The sequence below is a fragment of the Acidobacteriota bacterium genome (genome assembly GCA_029861955.1).
Classification (GTDB): Bacteria; Acidobacteriota; Polarisedimenticolia; order Polarisedimenticolales; family Polarisedimenticolaceae; genus JAOTYK01.
In genome coordinates this window covers 124668-148407 of the sequence record JAOTYK010000006.1, presented here as the reverse complement: position 1 = coordinate 148407, position 23740 = coordinate 124668, and the positions used below count along the sequence as shown (strand labels likewise).

Here is a 23740-nt window from a genome sequence, read left to right as displayed (position 1 = left end):
GGTGTCGTCAGACATGCCGAACAGCCTGCCGTGATTGCCCATGAACAGCCCGGCGATAACCATCGCGATCGGCCCCGAGGTGTGCAGAAGCCCCGCCAGCGCATATCCGCCACCGACCATGGCGAGTGTGATCAGGATCTCGACGGAATGATTGTCGATCGTTTTCAACATGCGGTAGGCGACCCAGCCGATGACGAGACCGAACACCGCTCCGCCCAACGCCTCGACGACGAACAGTTCGCCGGCGTGGGCCGCATCAAGATGACCGCCACCCGCGACGAGACCGGCGACGACGGTGAAGACGACGACTCCGACGCCGTCGTTGAACAGAGATTCCCCCGCCACCATCGAACTCAGACCTTCCGGTGCCTTCGCGTTCTTCATCACGCCGAGGACCGCCACCGGATCGGTCGGCGATATCAGCGCTCCGAAAGCCAGGGCCCAGATGTAGGGCAATTCGAAACCGAACCAACCGCACAACCACCAGAACAGGGTCCCGACCAGAACGGTCGAGAACATGACGCCCGCCGTCGCGAGCACCAGGATCGACCACTTCCGATGCAGCAGGTCTCCCAGGTCGACATGTAGCGCGCCGGCGAATAGGAGAAAACTCAGCATCCCCTTCATGAGTACGTCGCCGAAATCGACCTGCTCGATGACGCCGACGGCCCAGGCATCGCCCACCACGCCAAGCGCCTTCAGGCCGAACAGGCTAAGCGACAGCAGTAACGCGCCCGCCATGACTCCGATCGCGGTCGGCAGCTTGAACCAACGCTCGTTGATCCACGACAGGACGGCGGTCACCGCCAAGACGAGCCCGATGAGTGCGAATCCGTTCAATCGATTCTCTCCTGTCCTTCTACGGATTTCCATCGACGATGCATCCAGAGCCACAACTCCGGTCGCTGACGGATCCAACCTTCCAACTTGGCCGTGCAGAGTGCCGTCACACGATGGGTCTCGGCTATTCGATCCGCCTCGGGATCGACCTCCACGGGTGGCTCGTAAATGATCGTCCATGAACCGTCGGGCCGCGGCACGGAATACATCGGAATGATCATCGCGCCGGTCCTGAGGGCCAGACGGGCCAGCGTCGGAGTCGTCGACGCCGGCCGACCGAAGAACGGAACGAAGACTCCTTCTTCTCGGGCATCCTGATCGATCAGAAGTGCCGCACCGATCGAGTTTCGCAGCGACTTGACCATCGCTCTTACGGCGTGGCGCTTGTAGATAAGGATGTTGCCGGACGAGCCGCGTAACGCCGTCAGCATTTTTTCGAGATACGGGTTATCCAGGGGGCGGGCCACGATCGATAGCGGCAGACCGAGGTGGCCCTGCATCAGCGCTATCAATTCCCAGTGCCCGAAGTGTCCGGAGAACAACAGGACGCCCCTACCGCTTCCGTAGGCGTTCTGCACATGCTCCAGACCCTCGTAATGGACCTCGGTGCCGACGGAGTCCGGACCCAGTCGGCGCACGCTGAGCGTATCGAGCAGGATCTCCCCGAAGTGCTTCCAGCAATTGTGCGTAATCTCCAGCGCTTCGTCGTCGCTCAGATGAGGCATCGCCGTTTGTAGGTTTGTCAGCGCAATCGTCCGGTGGCGGCTATTCAGGCGGCGGGCCAGAGCCCCCAAGCCACGCCCCATCTTGCGTATCCACGAACGCGGGATCACTCGCGACAGTCCGAGCAGGACGGCAAAGGCGGCGGCTTCCAGCAGGTAACGCAGACGTTTCACGGCGCGACTTTACAACTTGCGCCCATCTTCGCCAACCCGATGGGACGATTAGCGACCCTGACGTGCGCGGGCCCGAGCGAGAGCCTCTCGGGCGCTGGCGATGTCGGGACGGAGTTCGACTATTCGTTCGTAGTGCACGATCGCTTCGTCGACTCGATCCAGAGCCAGCAGTGTCTCCGCAAGGGTGAATCGCATTCCGGCGTTATCGGGACTCAGACCAACGGCCTTCTCGAGGTGAATCACCGCCTCCTGATCCCGGCCCAGCTGTCGCAGAGCGTAGCCAAGGTTGTTCTGCAGTCGAACGTCGGTCGGTTGCAGTCGGACAGCTCTTCGAAGTGGATCGATCGCGTCCGCCGGCATGTCCATGGATAGGTACGTCGACCCCAGAGCTGCGAGGCTGGCAACGTCGTCGGCGTTTCGCTCCAGTCGTCGGAGCCGATAGTCAATCGCCTTGCGCATGAGATTGTCGGTCCGATGACGCTGCAAGGCCCGGTGGTCGTCGAGAGTCGCCGGTAGGACCTGGACCATCAGCTCGGCCATCTCGTCAAATGTCCGCGACCCGTAGACGACCCGCCGGGGTGGCTCGTGGGGATTTCGTGGATTGGACGAGGTGTTGTCGTAGGTATAGCGCATCGACAACGTCGTCCCCCGTGGCAGCGCTACCGGGTCCGCATAGTGATACTCGTCCTGCCAGTTGAAGTCCCAGTCGGAGATACGCAACAGCGACTCAGAGGTTCCGTTGGGGAAACTCGCCTCCAACTGCATCGTCTTCCCGAGGTAGTGCGCGTGGGGATAGATGGCCAGCAGCTGCACATCGACGGGAAGTTCGTAGTCATCTTCCACGACGAACTGCGAATCACCCGCGGCGATGTCGATATCTCGTGACCCGAGCACAAATGCAACCGGGTGGAGGGTCGGGGCCTCGTCCGCGAAATACAGGCCAACCGTCGCATCGACACTCTCCGGTCTACCGGTCGGCACGAGATGAAGCTGAAGGACCAGATCGGTCGTGTCATCGAGCCGCCAGGCCATTCCCGGGTGGCCGGGATGCGGGACACGTCCGGGTGTCCAGCCGATGAGTGAGCCGTCGGGGGTCGTGGCGCCCCCGATCTCCATACCGGCGAAGCCCGGTAGTGGATCGTCGGCGTCGATCTGACGCGAACGACCGTCACGATCTATCAGCAATCGGGCGTGATGGGTGACACGCAAATTCAGCGGCCGGAACTCCACGGCTTCTACCCAGCGGACTCCCCCTCGTGGCATACGGATGACGAAATTTCGATAGACGTCGACGCCCTCTGCCGCCAGCTCGTAGGGTTGTGGCAGCTGAACGACCAGATCGGGTTGTCCCAACTGCCAACCCTCGGTGGGCGGCGGCGGTTCGCGGCGGTCCGCACGCTGCCCCTCCAACTCGCCGTCGTTCAGCCAATCACCGAACACGCCGATCTCGTCGTCCGTCAATCGGCGGGCGCCGGCAAACGACCCGTGACCGGGTTCCGGGAGCCAGGGCGGCATGAAACGTGACTCCGTCACCTGAACGATCTGACGCGCACGTTTCTGTGCATCGTCGTAAGTCACAAGCGAGAACGGCGCGGAACCCTGCGGTTGGTGGCACCCGGCGCAGTGCTCCCACAGGATCGGAGCCACGTCACGGTTGAACGTCGTCACGTCAATGGGATCGTCCGCGCAGCTCACCAGAACCATGGCGAGTAGGCATGGAAGACCCCAGATGGCGGTTCGTCTCACTCGAGATCCGAGATGATGCATCCGACGGCAGACGTGGTTCGTAGCGTGACCTCGCGATCGTCGACGAGGGCCTGAAGTGTTTCCCGCAGGTCATGCTGCGTCGCCTCCGCCCGCGTCTTACCAAAGTCTACGAATCGATCGTCGATGCGACCTCGATAGACCATCTCCTGCCGTTCGTTGAAGACGGCGACCTCGGGAGTGATCTCCGCCCCGGTCCGGGCGACGAGCACGTGATCAGGGTCCCGCAACGCCGGAAGGCCGTAGCTGTACTCGGCGAGGTGTTGGCGGATCTCCACCGGCGTCTCATCGGGATCGACGTAGACCAACCAGAGGTCGACCCCCTGATCGGCGAACTCTCTGTGAATCCTCTCGATCTCCGGCGCATAACGGTTCGAGATCGGGCAATCCGTACGCGTGAAAATCAGAACCGTCACGCTCTCCGATCCGATCGGATCGACGTCGTTTCCTTCTAGATCCGTGACGATTGTGATGGGTGCCGCGCATGCGACCCAGATCAACGCCAGCCCGACCCATGGAATTGACGACTTCATCGAGCCTATTGTCCGACGTAACCGAGAGATCGCAAGCGATCGAGTTCCTCGTCCGTCAATGCACGCTCCGGGGTCGTGATACTCGCGTCGAGCCACATCAGGAGCCGATCCCGCAGTGTCTCCGTTATGCCCGGGAATTGCGCCGCGACGTCAATCTGCTCCCCCGGATCGTTCGCAAGATCGAAGAGCCGGGTCGTCTGAGTGTCGGTTTGATAGTGCAGTCGGTAACGATCGTTGCGGACCGCCCGATGGGGGCCCAGCGGCGCCGCGCCGCGTCCGGGAGGTGGGAAGGAGATGTCCGCCTCTGCATAGAGGAAGCGATCCGCCACCGTCCCGTCCCGACTCCACGTTTCCTGCAAGGGCGCACCATCCACGTCGTCCGGCGACTCGACATCGAGGGCGGTCAAACTGGTGGAGAGCACATCGACCAGCGATGCCGGTGTCGAGACTCGCACGTCCTCGGGAATACCCGGCCCGTGGAAGATCAGCGGGATCCTGATGACCTCCTGATGTTGGGAGAAGCCATGAAGCACGCCACCGTGCTCCATGAACTCCTCACCGTGATCCGAGGTGATCACCAGCAGGCTGTCTTCCAGCAGCCCCTCCCCTTTCAGGAAGCCAAGCAGTTGCTCGATCCGGTCGTCGATCTGTCGTACGCCGGCGTCGTAGAGATTGCGCAGGTGACGGATATCCGATGGGTCGGGGCGCAGATCGCCCTCCGCGACTCGATAGAGTTCCCGGGTCGAGCCTGTGAACGGACCGTCGTAGGGCTCGACAAATCGCTGCTCGTACTCCGCGAGCGACGCGTAGTCGCTATGGACATCCATGTAGTGGACCAGCAGGAAGAACCGGCGTGTCGCATCTCGGTTCTTAAGCCAGTCGATCGCCGCGCCGGTGACGGGAGAGCCGTGACGCTGCCCCTGGATGTAGTCGATGGAGGTGAAATCGATGAACCCGTTCTCGAGGCCGTGGGACGTCAGGTATCGGGAGTTCACCACGGCGGCAGTCTGAAACCCTCGTTCCGCAAGCCACGACGCGAGGTGCACGGCGTCCGTCGCCATGACGGCCTCCATCGAGCGCGCGCCATGCCGACGGGGGTACAGCCCGGTCAGCAGGGATGCATGCGATGGCTTGGTCCACGGTGATGTCGCCGACGCGTCCTCGAACAGGACGCCGTTAGCCGCGATGCGGTCGATCCCGGGCGAGGTCTCCCGTTCGTTCCCGTAGCAGCCGAGCGCGTCCGCCCGCAGGGTGTCGATGGAGATCACGATCAGGTTGCGTGGTGGACTCGATGCGGGTCGACATTCCGCCGCCGCCAGGATCGCCAGGATTGCACCGAGCCACAGGACTGCCGATCTCACTCGCATACCCGGTCTCCACGAATCGACGCATTATAGGTGGGTTCCCCAACTCCGGAGTATCCTTCGCGGCGATGACACGACGCTGTTCAGCTCGCTGCTTCGTGATCGCCCTGATCTGCGTGGGGGTCCCGTGCGCATCGGGCCAGGCCGACATCGAGGAATCGATCTCGGCACCGCTGGGTCTTCTGGCCGAGTGGACCTCGGCTGGAGGTCTCAACAAGCCGCCGACCATCTTTACTCAAAAGGCGATGTCGACGGATCTGACCGCCAACGGTCTGTCACGGCGCCATGGGTCCTTCCTCACTACCTTCGGCAAGCCTCACGAGCAAGCCCCGCGCCTGAAGGCGACGACGGCACTCAGGAAATGGACGTCCACGCACAGCGGGGCAGTCTCGCTCAAGCCGATCAGTTTCGATCGCCACGATTCCAGAAACATCACTACGCTGATCCGTGTCGAGGTCTCTGGACAATCCGGCAAGACGCTTCTCTACGAGGTGTCCCACTGGCAGGTCGGGTGGCAGCGGCCCTCCAAGGATGTCGAGGACCGTGCCTGGAGGATCTCGCGGATTACCCGTCAGTCGACAGAGCGGGTGACCACCCGGGGAACGGCATTCGTCGATCGCACGGCGTCGGTGATGGGTGATCTCGTCGACGCACCGGACATCGCGCTGGGATCCGAATACTGGTTCGGCCGGATCGACAACCTGGGCGAGCCCCACCTGATGGGTCATCAGGGGATCGCTATCGGGGATCTGAACGGCGATGGGCTCGAGGACGTCTACGTCGCCATGGGAACCGGCCTTCCCAATCGTCTCCTAATCCGCCAGCCGGATGGAACGGTTGTCGATCGCGCCGACGACGCCGGGGTCGCCTGGCTCGACGATACGAAAGGTGTCCTCATCGTCGATACCGACAACGACGGCGATCGCGATCTTGTGACCGCGGTCGGCAACACGATCGTCCTCGCAAAGAATGACGGCGCCGCTCGCTTCGAGAACTTCGTCCGCATGAAGGCCCCCACCTCCGCGCCGTTCTACGGTCTCTCGGCAGCCGATTTCGACGGAGACGGCGATCTGGATCTGTACGGGGTGCGTTACATCGAGCAGGACTACGGCGTCAGCATCCCGTTGCCGTTTCACGATGCCAACAACGGTCCCAGCAACCACCTGATGCGCAACGAGGGGGATGACCGATTCGCGGACGTCACGATTGCCGTCGGGCTGGACCAGAACAACCGCCGATTCAGCCTGGTTGGCGCGTGGGCGGATTACGATAACGACGGCGATGCCGATCTCTACGTCGCCAATGATTTCGGCCGCAACAATCTCTATCTCAATGACGGCGGTCGGTTCACGGATGTGGCGGCCAGCATGGGGATCGAGGATCAGGCCGCCGGCATGGGTGCCTCATGGTCCGACTTCGACGCGGACGGCGATCTCGACCTCTACGTCACCAACATGTACTCGGCTGCGGGACGCAGGATTGCGTATCAGCCCGAGTTCCAGACGGACGTCGACGCGTCCCAACGATCGGCGATTCGCGGGTACAGCCTGGGGAACTCGTTGTTCGTCAACGACGCGTCCGGATTTGTCGAACGTGGAGATCAAGCCGGCGTTCGCATGGGGCGGTGGGGTTGGGGCGGCATCTTCGTCGATTGGGATAACGATTCCCAGGATGACCTGGTGCTACCCAATGGATTCGTCAGCGGCGCCCTCGACGACGACTTGTGAACTTACTTCTGGCGGCGGGTCGCGTCGCAACCTCCGATCACCGATCTTCAGCATGCCTCCGCTGGCGAGTACGTTGAGGGTTGGGCGGCGCTGGCTCACGCTCTGCGTGATGGTTCGTCCTGGAGCGGCAACGAACGCAACGGCGCACTCCTCAACCTCGGACACGGTCGGTTCGTCGATGTCGCCGGCGTCAGCGGACTCGATTTTTCGGATGACGGGCGGGCGGCTGCCCGGGTCGACTGGAACGACGACGGTCGGATGGACCTGTGGATCAAGAATCGGACGGGTCCACAACTACGGTTCATGGAGAACAGGCTCGAGACCGACCACGCTTTCCTGTCGCTAAAGCTCGTCGGAGTCCGCTCAAACCGCGATGCCATCGGTGCCATGGTCGAACTGCTAGCCGATGGGAGGCGTCGTGTTCGACAGGTGACCGCCGGGGACGGCTACCTGTCGCAGTCCTCGTCAACGATCCACTTCGGTCTCGGTGAAGCGACATCGATCGACGGTCTGACGATTCAGTGGCCGGGTGGAGCGCGGGAAACGATCGAACCGATGGCCGTGAACGGTCGCTATCGTGTGGTAGAGGGAGAGGGTCGCGGGACGTCGATTGAACGACCTACACCCCGCTTGAGCGTACGAGAGCGCCAGGACCGTCCTCAGCCAATGACCCGCATCTTGCTGAAGACACCGCTGCCGCTGCCGCCTCCACTCCTACGCGAGCTTCGCGTGAAGACCGGGACCGCGACATTGGTCAACCTCTGGGCGCATTGGTGCCTCCCCTGTGCGGAAGAGGTGCGGTCCTTCGCCGCGGCATCAACGGAGTTGAACGCGGCATCGATTCACTGGAGCCCCGTCTCGCTCGATCCACCGGAAGATCGTGACGCTGCGACGGATTGGTACCGTCGCCAACACGAGGTCGCGGGGCGTTCGGCAATGGCGGCTGCGGTTTTTCTTGATCCGGACGCCCTCGTGACCCTCGAGACCCTGATTCAGCACGTGACCGGTCGGGCCGACGAGTTACCGATTCCCGCGAACTTGCTCATCGATGCCGAAGGTCGACTGCAGATCCTGTACTTCGGCGCGATCATTCCCTCCAGATTTCTGTCTGATGCCGGAGGCGCTCTGGACCCCGCACAGTCTCCGTCCAGGCGAAGCCTCTACCCCGGACGGTGGTACTACGGATCTCCACGAAACCTGGGTGAGTTGGGCCGGTTACTGAAAAAGCGCGGTCGCCAGGATGACGCCGAGTTTTATCTTGAACGATCCGATCGACCCTGAGTCCTTTGCCCGAAAAGCGCTCGTTTCTCACTTTCGCGAAACGCCGCCACCAGAATCCGGTTGTGCGGAGCAACGCGCTTAAGTACAAGAGTGGCTACCTGCAGGAGGGGCAAGTGACGCGTTCAACCAGATTGTCGGTCGTAGGACTGTTCCTTTTCATCAGCCTGTTCTCCGGTCCGGTCTTCGCGCAGTGGATCGAATTCACCGAGGAGACCGTCTCCAGGCTCTCAGGTCCGGCGGCGACACTTCTCAACGACGTCGAGGAGAAGGACTACGCATGGGGTGATATCGATAAGGATGGGGACATCGACCTCGTGGTCGTTCGCAAACAGCCGTTCACGTCCGCGGGCAAGAAGACGAACGTCCTGTTGTTGAACGAGAGTGGAGTCCTCACGGACTTCACGGCGGCCCTTGCCGTCTCCTCGAGTGTCCCTGGCGACAACGGATTCATGACCGCGACCAACGATCGCGACGTCAAGCTGGTCGATGTCGACGGCGATACGTGGCTCGACGTGGTGACCGCCGTCACCATCAGCGACGGCGACCCCAAACATATCGGCCATCCACGGATCTATATCAACCAGGGCGAAGATGGCGGCGGCAACTGGCTCGGCATCCGCTACGAAGATGCGTGGATCCCCACGCTGCTGAGTTACACCGGTCAATCGGGGTTCAACCCACGGTTCTGCTCCATCGCTGTCGGTGACGTCAGCGGTGACCAGCGGCCGGATCTCTGGTTCGGCGACTACGACAGCAGCGGTGCTGGTGGCAACGAACAGCCGCCCGGCGCCGATTTCAACGATCGACTCCTGATCAACAACAACGGCATCGAGTACATCGACGAGACTCAGGCACGCCTCTCCGGCCTTATCGAGATCCCCGGTGGCACCGACACGGCCTTCGAGGTCACCGCGTTCGGAGCGGCCGCGGCCATCATCGATATCAACGGCGACGGGTTCAACGACATCGTCAAACAGACTGCTCTCAATGCCCCGCAGTATGTCGGCGTGGCTTACAACTCGCCCTCCAATGAGGGGTTCTTCGACAACCACGAGGTCGTCAACCAGAACGCGCCGTACTTCGTATCCGTCGGCGACCTAAATAACGATGGCATGCTCGACATGGTCATCACGGATGACGGCGCCGACCGCTATCTGATCAACCTGGGTAACGGGGGGGCCGGGCGCGCGCAGTTCACCGACAGCACGTTCCAGTTCCAGGGCACCGGGGATGACGGGTTCGGTAGCAACAGCATCATCACGGATCTCGACCAGGACGGCTGGAGCGACGTACTTATCGCGGATGTCGACGTCGACGAGGCGGGCTGTAGTCGCCGCCTGCATATCTACCATAATCAGGGCGGCATTCCGGGAGATTTCCCGAGCCTACTCGAAGAGACGGGCGGGAGCGGTTGCTCCAATGGTTCCAACCCGGCCAGCTGCCTGATCGCCAGTATCCCCGCCGACCAGTTGACCGGTGTCCACGACGTCGCGATCTTCGACATCGACGGCAACGGCTGGGACGATCTGGTAATCGGCCGCTGCGTCGGCACCCAGGTCTGGATGAATCAGGGTCTGTTCAAGATCACCTACGACCTGCCGTCGCCCCTCCCGGAACTGATCAACCCCGGCACCCCGACGGCCGTTCAGGTCGAGGCGGTGCCGTCGGGCGACACGATCGCTCCCGGCAGCGAGAAGCTGTTCGTCTCCATCGACGGGGGGCCTTATGTCGAGTCGCCGTTGACGGCGCTGGGTAACGACATCTACGAAGGAACGCTGCCGTCATCCACCTGTCTTCAGACGATGGATTTCTACTTCTCGGCCTCTCTGTCGGGTGGTGGTCTGTTCAAGTTCCCCGAGGACGCTCCCGGGACGGCATTCGAGGCGATCAGCGCATTTGGGACCCAGACGGTGCTCGCCGAAGGTTTCGAGGGAGACGTGTCGGCGTGGACCGTCAAGAACCGCCTGGTCCTTGCGGGTGTCTGGGAACAGGCAGTCCCCGGGTCGACGATCACCGGAAGTGGACAACAGGCCGCACCCGGCGAGGACTCGGAAGACAACGGCGTTCAGGCGATGGTCACGCGAAACAGCCCCGCCGGCGGTGACGCGGAACTCTTCGATCTCGACGGCGGCCCGACGGATCTGATCAGCCCCTCGATCGACCTGACAGGGCTCAGCGCGTGGATCTCTTACGATCGTTGGGCATTCAGTGAAGGTGGAACACAGGACTGGATGGAGATAGCCATCTCCGACAACGGCGTTGACTGGCAGACCGTCGAGATCGCCGGCGCCGATCAGAACCAATGGACACGGACCAAGTTCCGAGTCGAGGACTACGTACCGGCCGACTCGACGATCAACATGCGATTCCGAATCGCCGACTTCCCCAACGATTCGATTACCGAGGGTGGCGTCGATGGGTTTCTCGTCGAATCGTTCACCTGCACGCAGTGCGTCATCTCGGCCGATTGCAACGACGGCAATTTCTGTAACGGTACGGAGACCTGTAATGCCGGGATCTGTGACCCCGGAACGTCCCCGTGTCCCGGCCAGGTGTGCGACGAGGGGACCGATTCTTGCCAGGATTGTTTCGTCGACGCCGACTGCGACGATGGCGATTTCTGCAACGGGCCGGAGACATGCTCCGCCAACGTCTGCCTGCCCGGCACCCTCCCCTGCCCCAGCAGCCAGTGCGATGACAACCTGGACAGCTGCGTCGCCTGCACCCTCGACGGAGACTGTGACGATGGCAACTTCTGCAACGGCGCAGAGACCTGCGACGGCGGGACCTGTAGCCCGCCCGCGGACGCCTGTCCGGGGCAGACCTGCGACGAGTCCGGCGACACGTGTGTCGGCAACATCACGCTTCAACCTCGAAACGGGGATCCGGTGCACGGACTCTTACCGGATCAGCTACTCCGATTTGAAGCCGGTAAGACGCTGTTCAACACGGGTCTGAGTGCCGCCCAGGGACTCGGCCCGATCTTCAACCAGGACAGTTGCGCAAGCTGTCACAGCAACCCGATCGGTGGTTCTGGTTCCATCGTGGTTACCCGATTCGGGTTTGACGACCCGAAGGCCGGCGGATTCGATCCGCTCGCGGATCTCGGCGGCTCTTTGCTGCAGCATTCGACGATCTCGACTCCCTGCGCCGAGACGATTCCGGCTCAGGCCAACGTCACGGCCAACCGGGTCACACCCACGATTCTCGGTTTCGGTCTCGTGGAGTCCATTGACGATGCAGACATTCAGGCCGGCGAGACGTTGCCACCTCCTGGTGTCAGCGGCCGCGCACACATCGTCGAGGCGTTGGAGGCGCCCGGCGTACCTCGCGTGGGGCGTTTCGGCTGGAAGGCCCAGGTGCCGACTCTGCTGACCTTTTCGGGTGACGCGTCGCTTAACGAGATGGGGCTGACCAATCGACTGGTTCCCACCGAGAACGCCCCGAACGGCGATCTTGTTTTGCTTGCGTCCTGCGATTCGGTCCCGGATCCGGAAGACGGGCCCGATGGCGAGGGTTTCGACTTCATCGATCGCGTCACGGACTTCCAGCGTTTCCTCGCGCCACCCCCGCAGACCCCACGAAACGGAATGACCGGCGAAGCGATCTTCAACTCGGTGTCGTGTGCGTCGTGCCATACGCCGGGCTTCGTCACGCGTGATGATATGGCGCTGGAAGATGCGCTCCGCGCCAAGGTCATTCGACCGTACTCCGATTTCCTGCTGCACGACATGGGCCAGAACGCAGACTTCATCAAGCAGGGTGATGGCGGGCAGAGAGAGATCCGCACGCCTCCGCTCTGGGGTTTCCGTACTCGCGATCCGATCTGGCACGACGGTCGCGTGGCCGGCGGGACGCACGAGAGTCGAACCCGCGACGCGATCGCACTTCACGACTCGCTGGGCTCCGAGGGCTCGACGTCGACGGCGGCATTCAATGCGCTCAGCCTGAGCGATCAGGATGCGTTGATCGCCTTCCTCGATTCACTTGGACGGGTCGAGTTCGACCACGACGGAGACAACGACGTGGATCTGGACGATCACGTCGGGTTCCAGGGCTGTTTCACGGGCCCGGGAGTGTTCTTCACGCCGGACGACCCGTGCTCGATCTCCGACACGGACCGCGATGGCGACGTCGATAGCGACGACGAGATGCTTTTCAACACGACGGTCAGCGCGTCCGCAGGTGACGTCGTCGGGCTCATGGTCAATCCGTCGGGGGGCATGATCCAGTTGGATTGGACGGCGTCGTGCGGTGCGAACGACGACGATTACGCCATCTATGCGGGAACTCTTGGCGGCCTCTTCGACGACCACTCGTCGATCCAGTGTTCGACCGGCGGCCTCACGTCCGAGACGGTGGCAACAGCGGCAGGCAACGTCTACTACCTCGTCGTGCCGAGAAACGCATTACGAGAGGGCTCGTACGGTCGGGACAGCCAGGGTGCGGAGCGGCAGGTCGGTTCCGGCCTCTGTGCATCCCAGTCCGTGGGTGTCTGCCAGTAAAGAACGGATCTCAATCGACGCGAAGGTGGCGGGCTCCGGCAATCCCGGAGACCGCCGCAAATCCGAAGAGTGCCAACGACGGCAGCCACACCCCGTCAAATCCGTGCCCGAACGAGATCAACTGATGGAAGCCGTCCATCGCCCACGAGGTGGGGAAGATGCGGGACGCAGCACGCATCCACTCCGGCATCACCTCCGCCGGCCACCAACACCCACCGACGGCCGCCATCACCAGGGACCCGATCCAACCGATGGCCGACGCCTGCCCGGCGTCACGGGCCACCGCCCCCAACCAGGTCGATAGCCCGGCAACCGCAGCGACGTAGGAAACCAGCAACAGAAGCAGGGCACCGCCCGACGAGCCGTAGTGAACACCGAAGAGGAATCGACCTGCGAGCAACAGGATGGCCGTCTGGACACCACCGATCAGCACACGCCCGAACAGTTTGCCCGCGATAAGCGTTCCACGACCGAAGGGCATCACCGTCTGTCGACGAAGCATGCCCTGCTGTTTCTCCTGCGTCAGAAAGACCGCGCCATAGATCAGCGTCATCATCATAACCATCATCGTCAGCATTCCCGGAACGCTCTGCGCCGTTCCCGACGGCACCGGCGTCCCACGCCCGGCCATGGAGACATCGGCGGCGACCAGCGGCTCTCGCGAGGCCAGCCGGGCAAAACCGTCCGCGTCGGGAACTCCACCCCCCTGTCCGAGTTCCACCAGCCTTCCCAGCGTGGTGACAATCGCGCGAAAGACGTTGACCTGCGCCGCAAAGGTGAAGTCCATGGACGCGTCTTCTCGTGTCTCCAGCCGCAGCGTCTGCGGATCGCCACCCAACACGCCGTCGGTGAGACCCGCCGGCAGATGCAGGACTCGCACCGGTGATTCCGCAGCGTTCGCGTCAGCGTTGACGTCGACGTCGGCGAGCGACGTGATCTCGAGCTGACGCGCCTCCAACTCGGCAACGAACGCGTCCCCGAGCCAACCGGAATCCTGGTTGTCGATGGTCAGTGCGATCAAGGGCGTCGTGTTGGATCCACCACCGCCCATCATGCCGAAGAACGCCATCATGGCGATGGGCATGATGATCATCCAGATCAGCGCGGGACGGTCCTTCGCCGTCAGCCGGAGATCGTTGAGCGCCAGCAGCCAGATAACTCTCATGCCAGCCGCCCTCTGAGGAGCTTACGTTGTAACAAGCGGCCACCCACGGTAAGTAACACGACTCCGATCAACGACAGCACGACGACATTCGTGGCGATATCGCCAAGTTGCGCACCATCCCGTAGCAGTTGGCCGAACCCATCCGCGCCCCAATAAAACGGAGATAGGGGTGCGAACCGTTGGACGGCTTCCGGCATCGATGAGACCGGGATGAAGGAGCCACCGATGAACGCAGAGGCCAACATCAGGATCGACGACAGAGTCGCTCCTTGCCGCTCCGTCGCGCTGATGGAGTAGATCGCTGCGGCGAAACCGACGATCGCCAGTACCAACGCTGCCGAGAGGACGCCATAGCCGAGCAGGTCGATGGGCGCTGACACAAACACGGCGCCGATGACGGAGAGCAGCACCAGGCTCCCCAGCGCAAGCACTCCGGTATAGACGGCCTTGGCCACCAGCAATCGATGAGGAGACAGCGGCGAAGAAAGCTGTCGTCGCAACGTACCTGTGTTGCCCTCTGTCATCAGCTCCCGCATGCCGATGTCCCCCACCAGGAAGAGTGCCCAGACGGAGATTCCCGGCAGGATGAAGAGGAACACCGAACCGAACCCGCTGACGGAGTCCTCGTCGTCGTCCGCGGAATTCGTCCCGGTTTCCAGCGTCAGCGCCGGTGGAAGCACGAACACCTCGGCGGATTCGACCGCCGCATAGATCGACGCCGTCAGGCCGAGCACCTGCGCCTCGCTCGGCTCCGCGTCGTCCTTCGTCGTCCATTCGCCAAGCTGATCCAACGGTTCTCGGAGAGCGAAGGAGGCTGCCGAGAGAAGCTCTGCGAGGACATGACTGCCCTGCTCTGCCGCAGCGGAGAGGATGCCCTGCGCCGGGTTCTTGATCAGTTCGAGACGGACGGGGCGTCCCGCCAGCAGGTCCTGACCGAACGCCTCTGGAATTCGAAGTAACGCCGTTCCGCGGCCGTCCTCGATCGGGTTGTCGGCGCCGGCCGCAATTCGGCTGACGGAGAGGTTCGCCGATGCTTGCTCCGACTGCAATACCGACAGGAGGGCGCGGGAAACCACGCTGTCATCCAGATCCTCGACGTAGAGGTCGATTCGCGGCTGCCGCGGCTCGTTGTCACTGCCGAACGTCGCCGCCAGTAGCCCGGCGAAGACCAGCGGGAACGCCAGAACCAGGAGTGGTGCCAACGGCGACCGCATCCGTCTCCGGAGATCCTTGCGCACGAGGTGCCACACGACGCGCATCAGTCTCGTAGCTCCCGCCCCGTCAGCTTGAGGAAGAGCCCGTTCAGACTCGGCGGCTGGATGGTCACGCCGTCGATGCCCTCGGTCTCGCGCAGCAACCTCTGCAGGAGCGGGATCGCCTGTCCCTCGCCGATGGCCGTCAGCACTACACGATTCCGTTCGCCGCTCACCCAGCGAACGGAGCGGTCCTCGCCGACGAGGTTGCGAAGACGCGTCTCCACATCGTCCCCGCTAACCGTGATCCACTCGCCCTCCCCGGCCTCCCGCTTGAGTTCCTCGAGCGTGCCGTCGGCCAGAAGGCGACCCTCGTCAAGAATCCCGATCCGATCACAGAGTGTCTCGGCCTCTTCCAGGTAGTGAGTCGTGTACAGAATGGTCGTTCCCTGCTCCGCGATTTGACGAACAACCTCGAGGATGTTGTGTCGGGCCTGCGGATCGATACCCACGGTGGGCTCGTCCAGCATCACAATCTTCGGTTCGTGGACCAGACCCAGGCTGAGATTGAGTCTCCGTTTCATCCCACCGGAGAAACCACGGACCGGCCGGTCTGCGTTGTCCGACAGGCCGACCTGCCGCAAGACTCGTTCGACGGACTCCTGTAGCGTGTTTCCCGCCAACCCATAGAGTCCGCCCCAGAAGCGGAGATTCTCCCGGGCGCTGAACTCCTCGTAGAGTGCGACTTCCTGGGGGACGACCCCCAACTGACGTTGAACTGCGTCGCGATCCCGCGTCAGGTCGAGGTCCGCAAATCGAACCGTCCCGTCGTCGGGCTCGAGCAACCCCGCAAGCATCGATAGTGTGGTCGTCTTCCCCGCACCATTCGGCCCGAGCAACCCGTAGATCTCTCCGGCGTTGACCGTGAACGATAGGTCTTGGACCGCGTGGATCGATCCGAAACTTTTTTGCAGGCTCCGGACTTCGATCATGGAGGGCTCCTCTTGCCGGGGTGCGTCGAGACTATCTTTCCAGTTCGGAGAGTCGAAACCCAGAAAATTCTCGCGGACCGGCGCGCCCTGCCGGTGCCCTAGACCTCGAGGCCGATCGCGCGCATGAGAGCCAGCGCATTGCTGTGATCGACGACGCCGTCCCGAAGTCGATAGTCGAATACGACGCGATCGTCCTCGAGTCGGTCGGCAAAATGAACGTTGCGTGCCCTGGGCGCCAGGGCGGTCGCGATCTGTGCGAGGGCCAAATCGTGAGTCGTCACCAGCCCGATCGCCCCCTTCTCGACGAGCCCGCGCACAAGCGCATCGGCGCCGATCCGTCGATCGTGGGAGTTGGTCCCGTGGAGGATCTCGTCGAGTAGAAACAGGACGGGTTGATCGCCCGCTGTCAGATCAACGAGGAAGCGTAGTCGTTTGATCTCTGCGTAGAAATGGGAGAGGCCAGCCTGCAGCGAATCGATCGTGCGCATCGACGCCCCCACCCTGAGCGGCGAAATCGTCATCCGCCGGGCGCAGACGGGCGCCCCACAGAGAGCCAGGACCGCGTTGATGCCCGCGCTCCGCAACCACGTACTCTTGCCCGACATGTTCGACCCGCTCACAAGATACAGGCGATGCTCGGAACCCAGCATGAGGTCGTTTCGTACGCAGACAGAGGGATCGATCAACGGATGCCCCAATTCCTGGGCTTCGTAGTGCGGGCCGTCTTCGCGTAGCTCTGGAAACGTATCGTCGGGCCGTTCGAAACGATAAGTCGCAAGCGATGCCGTGGCCTCGAACTCGGCGAGTGTGTCGAGCCAGCCGAGCACGTCTCCACCATGACGACAGCGCCATCGCTCCATGCCGAGGGCCAGCTGGGTGCCGAGTAGGGTCAAGCCACCCAATCCCGAGAGGATCATGTTGGATCGAGATTCCTCAACCTCGACCAGAAGACGCAGATGACGGATCGCCCGCGACGCGGAGCCCGTGCCCTTTGCTACCGCCAGCCGCGACTGGAGCTCGCGCAGCCGGGGCGCCGTGAACGTCTGTTCTTCGATTCTGGTCAAAAGCGCCGTAAACAGTTCAAGGAGCATCGCGGGCTGCCCCACGCCGCCGAGGATCTGCCGTGTTCGACGAAGGTGGACCACCGCGACCAGCAGCGAGGCGAACGCCGACAGCAGAAACGCCGGCGACATCTCCCAGAACTTCTCGAGCGGCTGCACGCCATCGATCAGCGGAGACCACCAGTACGCCAAGGTTAGAACGTTGCTGAGCGCCAGGATTGCGGCGGCCCACGCGAGACCACGACGGGGCGGGGATCGATCGGCCAGCCATCGTTCCAACCCGACGAGATCGACGGGACCCTCGACGTCCTCCCCGACGATCGCGAGAGACTCGCGAATATCATGCGCCGCGGCCAACTCGCGGACGGCCTCCTGTCGTCTCTGGATTGTCGCGACCGTCTCGGAATCGCGAAGCCAATCGACCAGGCGACGCTTGCCGATTTCGCTGCGAGCCTGATTCAGACGTTGGAATAATGACCCGCCGCCGAACAGATCCAGGTCGGAGGCATATGGGTGGCTGTCGTCACGGAAGCGTGCGCCGTCGTCCCCTTGCTCCGCCCAGTGTCCTTCCAACCGCGCGATGCCTTTCCGGTAGTACGTCTCGGCGCGCTGTGCCTGGCGACGACGGCGGATGACCCGATCGTGAGCGGTCATGGCCAGCAGAAACAACACCAACGGAACCAGGAGCCACCCACCGTGGACGCTTCGAACCGAAAACGCTTGCCACGACAGCGCGATGGCGCCGACAAACAGGGCGACGCGGGTCAGGGACCAACCAAGTTCGGTCTGCTCGAGGGTCTGTCGCTGGATCCGCCAGCGCTCGAGACGCCGAGCGTATTCGGATGGCGCGGGTTGTTGTTCGATAGCCACCGGAGGACTCTAACCCAGATCCGGCGACGGTGGGATGGCGGGGCTACGCGGTCAGCAACGGATCCGCGGGCTCTCCAGATCACCCGGGAACTGCTCCATCAGGGCCTGGAACTGATCGCAGTAGCGGCGCACCGTTTCGCGAGCGTCGTCCAACTGGATGACCATCCGATGTTCGCCAACGGCCACCTCGATGGAGGGTAGGGCTTCCACCCGTTGGGCTTCGATGGCGAGTCCTCCGCAAGGCGTGCCGGACGGGGCGTTGCGATACGTATCGAGGGGCAATCGGTCCGTCGCCGCCAGCCTCACGGGGACGGCGTGGGGAACCTGCAGGGTGTCGAAACCGGTGGTTTCCGTCGGCAGGACCGAGGCCAGGGCAGGACGCGGGATCGGCTCACTGCCGGCAGCCGTGGTGTCGGCGTCAACGGGGGTCACCTCGAACGTGAGGGCCGCGACCCCCAGAACCAAGAGCACCGCCGCATCTGTGAGAGTTCGCATCGATCTAGATCCTCTCTACCCCGTTCTCATAGGTTAGAACGCACGAGACCCCACCGAGGTTGCCCGAAAAGCCGTAAAAGTTCGGTGACATCTCGATCGATGGAGCCCGATCGACCTCATATGGGGTCGGCCCGCTTGATCTGAGGTGGCGATTCGTCCAGCCCATGCTTGCGGATGCGGTACTGAAGCGTCTTGTAGGAGATCCCCAGGAGGCGGGCCGCCGGCCCGAGGCTGCCCCGTGTCCGGGAGAGCGCCTGCTGTATCAGCCGGGCCTCGAGGTCGCCGAGGATCACCCCGTCGACGGGCAGTTCGAAGCTCTCGGCACTCCCCTCACCGGCCCGCGCGCCGTCCCGCATATGTAGCGGTAGGTCCGCGAGGCTCAGTCGATCGCCGGTAGACAGCACCATCATCCGTTCGATGCAGTTCTCCAGTTCGCGGACGTTCCCGGGCCAGGAGAATCGTTGCAGCCGTTCCAGTACTTCGGGAGCCATATGGACCGGTGGACGGTCGAATTTCCGGGTTGCCCGTTGCAGAAAGTGGTCCACAAGCAACGGGACGTCGTCATCCCGCTCTCGGACCGGAGGCATGTGGATCGGAACGACGCAGAGTCGGTAATAGAGATCCTCCCGGAAGCTCCGACTGCGAATCGCCTGCTGCAGATCGTCGGAGGTCGCGGCGACGATCCGAACATCTACCTTTCGTGTCTGCGACGCCCCCAGTCGCTGGACCTCCTGCTCCTGAATCGCCCTGAGGAGCTTGGCTTGAAGGTCGAAACGCATGGCGCCAATCTCGTCGAGAAACAGCGTGCCTCCGTCGGCCTGTTCGAAGCGACCGATATGCGTTCGGGTCGCACCGGTGAAGGCGCCCCTTTCGTGGCCGAAGAACTCGCTCTCCAGCAGCGTCTCGGGAATCGCGGCACAGTTGAGCGCGACGAACGCGCCGTTCACTCGAGGGCTGTTTTCGTGGATGGCCCGGGCAACTAACTCCTTGCCGGTTCCGCTCTCTCCGGAGATCATCACCGAGACATCGGTGGAAGATACCCGCTCGATCAGATTGAACACATCTTGCATCTGCGAGGACTGCCCCACGAGGTTGCCAAGCCGATAGCGGGACTTCAGTTCTCCCTGGAGGTTCTCGACCTGCTCCTCGAGCCGACTCTGACGGAGCGCCTTGTCGACCACGACCAGCAGTTCGTCACGCTCAAACGGCTTGGTCAGGTAGTCGGCGGCACCCCGCTTCATCGCCTGCACCGCGCTCGAGACCGATCCATGCGCGGTCATCAAGACCACCGGAAGGCGGGGATGATCCCGCTGCGCGGCCTCCAGCAGCTCTAGCCCATCCAGTCGTGGCATCCGCTGGTCGGTCAGCAAGAGATCGAAGGACCTCTCGCCCAATCGCTCGAGGGCGACCTTGCCGTCGGGCGCAGTCACCACGTCATAGCCGGCCTTGGTCAGGAACTTCTCCAGCATCAACCGCTGCGGTTCCTCATCGTCGACGACCAGTAACGATCCTCGGGGTCCAGGTTCGTTGCTCATGCTGCGCTCCCTGCCAGGCTCTGGACGTCGGTCGGAAACATCATTCGTACGGTGGTCCCGGCGCCGGCTCGGCTCTCGAGTCCGATCTGGCCTCCGTGATCCTCAACGACGGTCTGGTGCACCATCGCGAGCCCGAGGCCGTTGCCGCCCTCGCGGGTCGTGTAGCCGAACTCGAACACTTTTTCCCGCTGTTCCTCGGGTATTCCACGACCGTCGTCGCGAACCTCGATCGTCAATCGGTCCGCCTCGCTCCGCAACGTCAGGTCCAGGCGGCCACCATCGGGCATCGCCTCGAAGCTGTTGAGGACGAGGTTCAGGACGGACGACCGGAGTGCCTCGCTATCGCCCCACAGAGTCGTTGGGCCATCGTCGACCACGACTTGAACGTCGACCTTGCGCCATTCCGCTTCCTTGCGGACCAACTGTGCCGTTTCACGCAAGAGGGCCGCGACATCGACGAGCTGTCGCTCGCCGCCGTCGCTTGTGGTGAAGCGCAGGAAGTTCGCCACCAGCCGATCGAGACGACGAATCTCACCGCGGATGATCTCGACCGAATCGTCAAATTCCTGCCCACGGTCGTCTTGAGCCGGCCGACAGGACTCACGCAGATGTTCGAGGGTCAGGCCGATCGAATGCAGGGGGTTACGAACATCGTGGGCCACGCCGGCGGCCAATCGTCCAACCGCGGTCAGCTTCTCTCTCCGCACCAGATCCCGCGATCGCTCCCGGCTGTCGCGTAGGCGGCGAGTCATCTCGTTGAAGGCCACGCCGAGGCGGGCCATCTCGTCGCTTCCGTCTGCCGAGACCTCCACTTCGAGATCCCCATCGCTGATCTTTCGCAGCCCGGCATCCAGCTTTCGGATGGGGCGGGTAAACCGCGTGGCAAGACCGGCCGACAGAACGGTTCCGACAAGAAAAACGCCGAGGAACAGGAACAGTGAGCGGGTCTGCATCTGGGCGAATAGTTTTCGGTAGTCCTCGGTGGAGATCGGCAAGCGCAGGGATTCCAGGTCCGGCCCTCGGGCGTGGTCCGCAACAAAGTCGGCGGTCCAGCCGGCCGTTCGCGGCATCGGATGGACCGGGTCGGCGGCGGCGTCAACCCACGCGCCGTCGCTTCGAAACAGCGTCGTCGAGGCATACCGTCGCAGCTCCTCGGGGTCGACGCCTTCAACTCGCGGAATCGTGAGGATCATCTCCGTATCATCCACGGACTCGGTGTGGATGTCGTTGATCCGGATGACAAAATGATTGGCGTCATCCGGGCCGACGACTCCCTCCGCCGTTCCGGTTCCCGCAACGATCATCACCGGTCCGTCGAGGCGCTCGACGGTGACACACTCGGCTTCGGCGTCGGGACCCTCCGGGCCGTGACAGGTGACGTCCGTGAACGCCGTCTGGCCGTCGGGCAACTCGCGTCGCTCGATTCGGCGGGTATGGGTCCGTGCGCCTGAGGCCGAACGGAACGTATCGGTCGGCTCGCCGTGGCCGGATGCCCAGACGAGGATGTCGCCATCGACGGTAGGTTGATTCGCGTAATTGTCGCCGAATTCGAAGGTCCGCAGCGTCGCCTTACCGACCGCCGCCGCGGTTCGGGCCACCTCTTCCATCAACTGGTCCTGGTAGTAGTTGACGCTGAGTCCAAACGCGGTCAGCGATAGCAACAACACCACGCTCATCAGGGCGACCAGTCGTACCGTCATGATCCCGTCCTCCTGGACCCCGGGTCATTTTCGACAGGGGTCAACCGGTTAGAGCAGCAAGAACCGTACCAGTTCCGGGAGGCGGGAGACGACGGAGCTCTAATGGGCTCCGAACCGATTTCCGAAGAAATCCCCCTCATTCCATGACGGACGCCCCTCGCCCTGGGCGACCTGCCACGCGATGGCCAGGCCGACCTGCGCAAATCTGGCGCCCGTCTCGAACCGGATCGGCTGGTTCATGTCGTCTGCGGGTGTGTGATACGTGTCCCGCATCCAGTCCCGGAAGGCCTCGAGGCCGGGCTCGACACCCTCGCCCTGGTCCATCCCGGAGAAGACGAAGACCGACGGAATCCCCTCCTCGATGAACGGGTACTGGTCACTGCGGATGAAGAACACCTCGTCGGGAATCGGGTCTTCGGCCAGTCGCAGGCCTGCCGCCTCTGCCGCGATCCGGGCGTTGTCGCCAAGGCTCGAGTGCTCCGCGCCAAACACGACGACGTCGTTGGGAGTCCCGAACATCAACGCCATGTCCATGTTGATGTTGGCGACGATCGAACCATCGGGAACCGTCGGTCTTTCGGCAAAATGTTTGGCACCGAGAAGCCCCTTCTCTTCACCGGTGGTGGCGAGGAAGATCACCGAACGACGCGGAGGCGTCGGGCTCTCCGCCCAGACACGCGCCGACTCCAGCAGCATCGAAACACCGGAGGCGTTGTCATACGCTCCGTTGTAGATTCGGTCCCCCTCGCCATCCTCGGCGGTTCCCACATGATCGAGATGGGCCGAGACGACGACGTACTCTTCGGCTAGACGTTCATCGCTACCGCGAACATAACCCACGACGTTGGGGCTCTCGAGCCGCCGATGGATCGAACCCGCCCGTAGTCGGAGCCGGCCGGGAAGCTCGACCGACGCGGCTTCGCCGGCGAGAACACGTTTGGCTCGCGTTTTGAGCCCACCGGTCATGGTGTCGAAGAGCAGGTCTTCGCCGCTCTCACTCAGTTGGATCTGGACGAGGAGTTCGTCCTCGACACCGAGCGGTGCGCCCTCTTCGGAGACCCGGCACATCGATTCCATGCGGCTGTGCTCGACGCTTCTCGACCAGTTGGACTTGCTTCGATCCGCAGGGGTCTGCATCCAGAGGATCCCGATGGCACCGACCTCCGCGGCGTGACGCCGCTTGTTGGAGCGCAACGAATGGAAGGCGCGGATCGTCGGCGGAAAGGTCTCCGGAGCACCGCTGAACATCGCCACCAGCTTTCCAGTGACATCGATATCCGCGTAATCGTCGTACGCCTGATCCTCGGCACGCACCCCGAAACCGACGAAGTGGATCTTCGCATCGACCTCCGCGCCGAGCCGCAGGCAGTCGGGCGAGGCGAGATAGTCCACACCCCATTCAAGTGCTCGACGTTCGGATGCACGAGTCATCTCCGCATCGACCCGTTCGAGATCGATACGGGTCGCCAGGAGAGAAACCTGTTGGTAGTACGAGTCGTGACCGCCGAGGGGTTGGACGCCGAACTCCGCCATCCGATCCGCGACGTAACGTGCCGCCGCCAGGTAGCCCACGCTCCCCGTCCCGCGCCCCTGCATCTCGTCGGCTGCGAGGACCTCCATGTGGGACTCGATGACGTCGGCATCCACTCCATCCATCGCCGTGCGGAACGTGGCATCGGAGGTCGAACCGGGCTCGCCACAGCCGACGGCGAACAGGAGGCTCAAGATTATGGAAGCGGCGATTTCTTGGAATTTCATGGGTCTCCCGTAGCTGAATTCACGACGGCTCGCGCCGACGCGCCACGATTGTAAGGGGAAA

16 protein-coding genes are annotated in these 23740 nt (G+C 62.9%); 3 read left to right on the top strand and 13 right to left on the bottom strand.

Features of this window, described 5'->3' with window-relative positions; all coding sequences use genetic code 11:
• From OES25_04440 to OES25_04420, 5 genes are all read right to left on the bottom strand, one after another.
• A partial coding sequence (locus OES25_04440; protein ID MDH3626888.1) for a cation:proton antiporter occupies positions 1-840 on the bottom strand: 840 nt, incomplete at its 3' end.
• Positions 837-1736, bottom strand: a complete 900-nt coding sequence (locus OES25_04435; GenBank protein ID MDH3626887.1) for a lysophospholipid acyltransferase family protein — start codon at positions 1734-1736, stop codon at positions 837-839. The genes OES25_04435 and OES25_04440, both read right to left, overlap by 4 nt.
• A 48-nt stretch (positions 1737-1784) precedes the next feature.
• A complete protein-coding gene (locus OES25_04430) occupies positions 1785-3482 on the bottom strand; it encodes a tetratricopeptide repeat protein (protein ID MDH3626886.1) in 1698 nt (565 codons plus the stop codon).
• On the bottom strand, positions 3479-4033 hold the full coding sequence (locus OES25_04425; GenBank protein ID MDH3626885.1) for a redoxin domain-containing protein: 555 nt from the start codon (positions 4031-4033) through the stop codon (positions 3479-3481). The genes OES25_04430 and OES25_04425 overlap by 4 nt, the downstream gene beginning before the upstream one ends.
• Positions 4034-4038: 5 nt before the next feature.
• Positions 4039-5400 (bottom strand): sulfatase-like hydrolase/transferase, encoded by a 1362-nt coding sequence (locus OES25_04420; GenBank protein ID MDH3626884.1) that lies wholly within the window; start codon positions 5398-5400, stop codon positions 4039-4041.
• 65 nt (positions 5401-5465) lie between these two features.
• On the opposite strand from OES25_04420, the gene OES25_04415 reads away from it, so the two are divergent.
• The 3 genes from OES25_04415 (at position 5466) to OES25_04405 (ending at position 12910) form a co-directional block, all read left to right on the top strand.
• Complete coding sequence (locus OES25_04415) at positions 5466-7124, top strand: VCBS repeat-containing protein (GenBank protein MDH3626883.1); 1659 nt, start codon at positions 5466-5468, stop codon at positions 7122-7124.
• Between the two features lie 303 nt (positions 7125-7427).
• Positions 7428-8405 (top strand): ASPIC/UnbV domain-containing protein, encoded by a 978-nt coding sequence (locus OES25_04410; GenBank protein ID MDH3626882.1) that lies wholly within the window; start codon positions 7428-7430, stop codon positions 8403-8405.
• Between the two features lie 113 nt (positions 8406-8518).
• The gene (locus OES25_04405; protein ID MDH3626881.1) at positions 8519-12910 is read left to right on the top strand and encodes an FG-GAP-like repeat-containing protein; all 4392 of its coding nucleotides are present in this window, start codon (positions 8519-8521) and stop codon (positions 12908-12910) included.
• A gap of 10 nt (positions 12911-12920) precedes the next feature.
• Here the strand turns inward: OES25_04405 and OES25_04400 are convergent, their stop codons facing one another.
• The 8 genes from OES25_04400 to OES25_04365 all read right to left on the bottom strand — a co-directional run bounded on the left by OES25_04400 (position 12921) and on the right by OES25_04365 (position 23679).
• Positions 12921-14075: an ABC transporter permease gene (locus tag OES25_04400; protein ID MDH3626880.1), complete on the bottom strand. Its 1155-nt coding sequence runs from the start codon at positions 14073-14075 to the stop codon at positions 12921-12923.
• Positions 14072-15334, bottom strand: a complete 1263-nt coding sequence (locus OES25_04395) for an ABC transporter permease (protein ID MDH3626879.1) — start codon at positions 15332-15334, stop codon at positions 14072-14074. Before OES25_04395 ends, OES25_04400 begins: the two co-directional genes overlap by 4 nt.
• Positions 15334-16260 (bottom strand): heme ABC exporter ATP-binding protein CcmA, encoded by a 927-nt coding sequence (gene ccmA / locus OES25_04390; GenBank protein ID MDH3626878.1) that lies wholly within the window; start codon positions 16258-16260, stop codon positions 15334-15336. The genes OES25_04395 and ccmA overlap by 1 nt, the downstream gene beginning before the upstream one ends.
• Before the next feature lie 98 nt (positions 16261-16358).
• On the bottom strand, positions 16359-18191 hold the full coding sequence (locus tag OES25_04385; GenBank protein MDH3626877.1) for a DNA mismatch repair protein MutS: 1833 nt from the start codon (positions 18189-18191) through the stop codon (positions 16359-16361).
• A gap of 51 nt (positions 18192-18242) precedes the next feature.
• Positions 18243-18686: a hypothetical protein gene (locus tag OES25_04380; protein ID MDH3626876.1), complete on the bottom strand. Its 444-nt coding sequence runs from the start codon at positions 18684-18686 to the stop codon at positions 18243-18245.
• Positions 18687-18802: 116 nt separating this feature from the next.
• Positions 18803-20221 carry a sigma-54 dependent transcriptional regulator gene (locus tag OES25_04375; GenBank protein MDH3626875.1) on the bottom strand — a complete coding sequence of 473 codons (1419 nt, stop codon included), beginning with the start codon at positions 20219-20221 and terminating at the stop codon, positions 18803-18805.
• Positions 20218-21921: a HAMP domain-containing histidine kinase gene (locus OES25_04370; protein MDH3626874.1), complete on the bottom strand. Its 1704-nt coding sequence runs from the start codon at positions 21919-21921 to the stop codon at positions 20218-20220. Before OES25_04370 ends, OES25_04375 begins: the two co-directional genes overlap by 4 nt.
• A 99-nt stretch (positions 21922-22020) precedes the next feature.
• Positions 22021-23679 carry a M20/M25/M40 family metallo-hydrolase gene (locus OES25_04365; protein ID MDH3626873.1) on the bottom strand — a complete coding sequence of 553 codons (1659 nt, stop codon included), beginning with the start codon at positions 23677-23679 and terminating at the stop codon, positions 22021-22023.
• Between the last annotated feature and the right edge of the window lie 61 nt (positions 23680-23740).

What these genes read in the sequence shown, in the direction of transcription:
- OES25_04420 (MDH3626884.1), bottom strand. Translation starts at nt 5,400, where the DNA reads ATGCGAGTGAGATCGGCAGTCCTGTGGCTCGGTGCAATCCTGGCGATC.
- OES25_04375 (MDH3626875.1), bottom strand. Translation starts at nt 20,221, where the DNA reads ATGAGCAACGAACCTGGACCCCGAGGATCGTTACTGGTCGTCGACGAT.
- ccmA (MDH3626878.1), bottom strand. Translation starts at nt 16,260, where the DNA reads ATGATCGAAGTCCGGAGCCTGCAAAAAAGTTTCGGATCGATCCACGCG.
- OES25_04365 (MDH3626873.1), bottom strand. Translation starts at nt 23,679, where the DNA reads ATGAAATTCCAAGAAATCGCCGCTTCCATAATCTTGAGCCTCCTGTTC.
- OES25_04400 (MDH3626880.1), bottom strand. Translation starts at nt 14,075, where the DNA reads ATGAGAGTTATCTGGCTGCTGGCGCTCAACGATCTCCGGCTGACGGCG.
- OES25_04410 (MDH3626882.1), top strand. Translation starts at nt 7,428, where the DNA reads ATGGAGAACAGGCTCGAGACCGACCACGCTTTCCTGTCGCTAAAGCTC.
- OES25_04380 (MDH3626876.1), bottom strand. Translation starts at nt 18,686, where the DNA reads ATGCGAACTCTCACAGATGCGGCGGTGCTCTTGGTTCTGGGGGTCGCG.
- OES25_04395 (MDH3626879.1), bottom strand. Translation starts at nt 15,334, where the DNA reads ATGCGCGTCGTGTGGCACCTCGTGCGCAAGGATCTCCGGAGACGGATG.
- OES25_04370 (MDH3626874.1), bottom strand. Translation starts at nt 21,921, where the DNA reads ATGACGGTACGACTGGTCGCCCTGATGAGCGTGGTGTTGTTGCTATCG.
- OES25_04425 (MDH3626885.1), bottom strand. Translation starts at nt 4,033, where the DNA reads ATGAAGTCGTCAATTCCATGGGTCGGGCTGGCGTTGATCTGGGTCGCA.
- OES25_04415 (MDH3626883.1), top strand. Translation starts at nt 5,466, where the DNA reads ATGACACGACGCTGTTCAGCTCGCTGCTTCGTGATCGCCCTGATCTGC.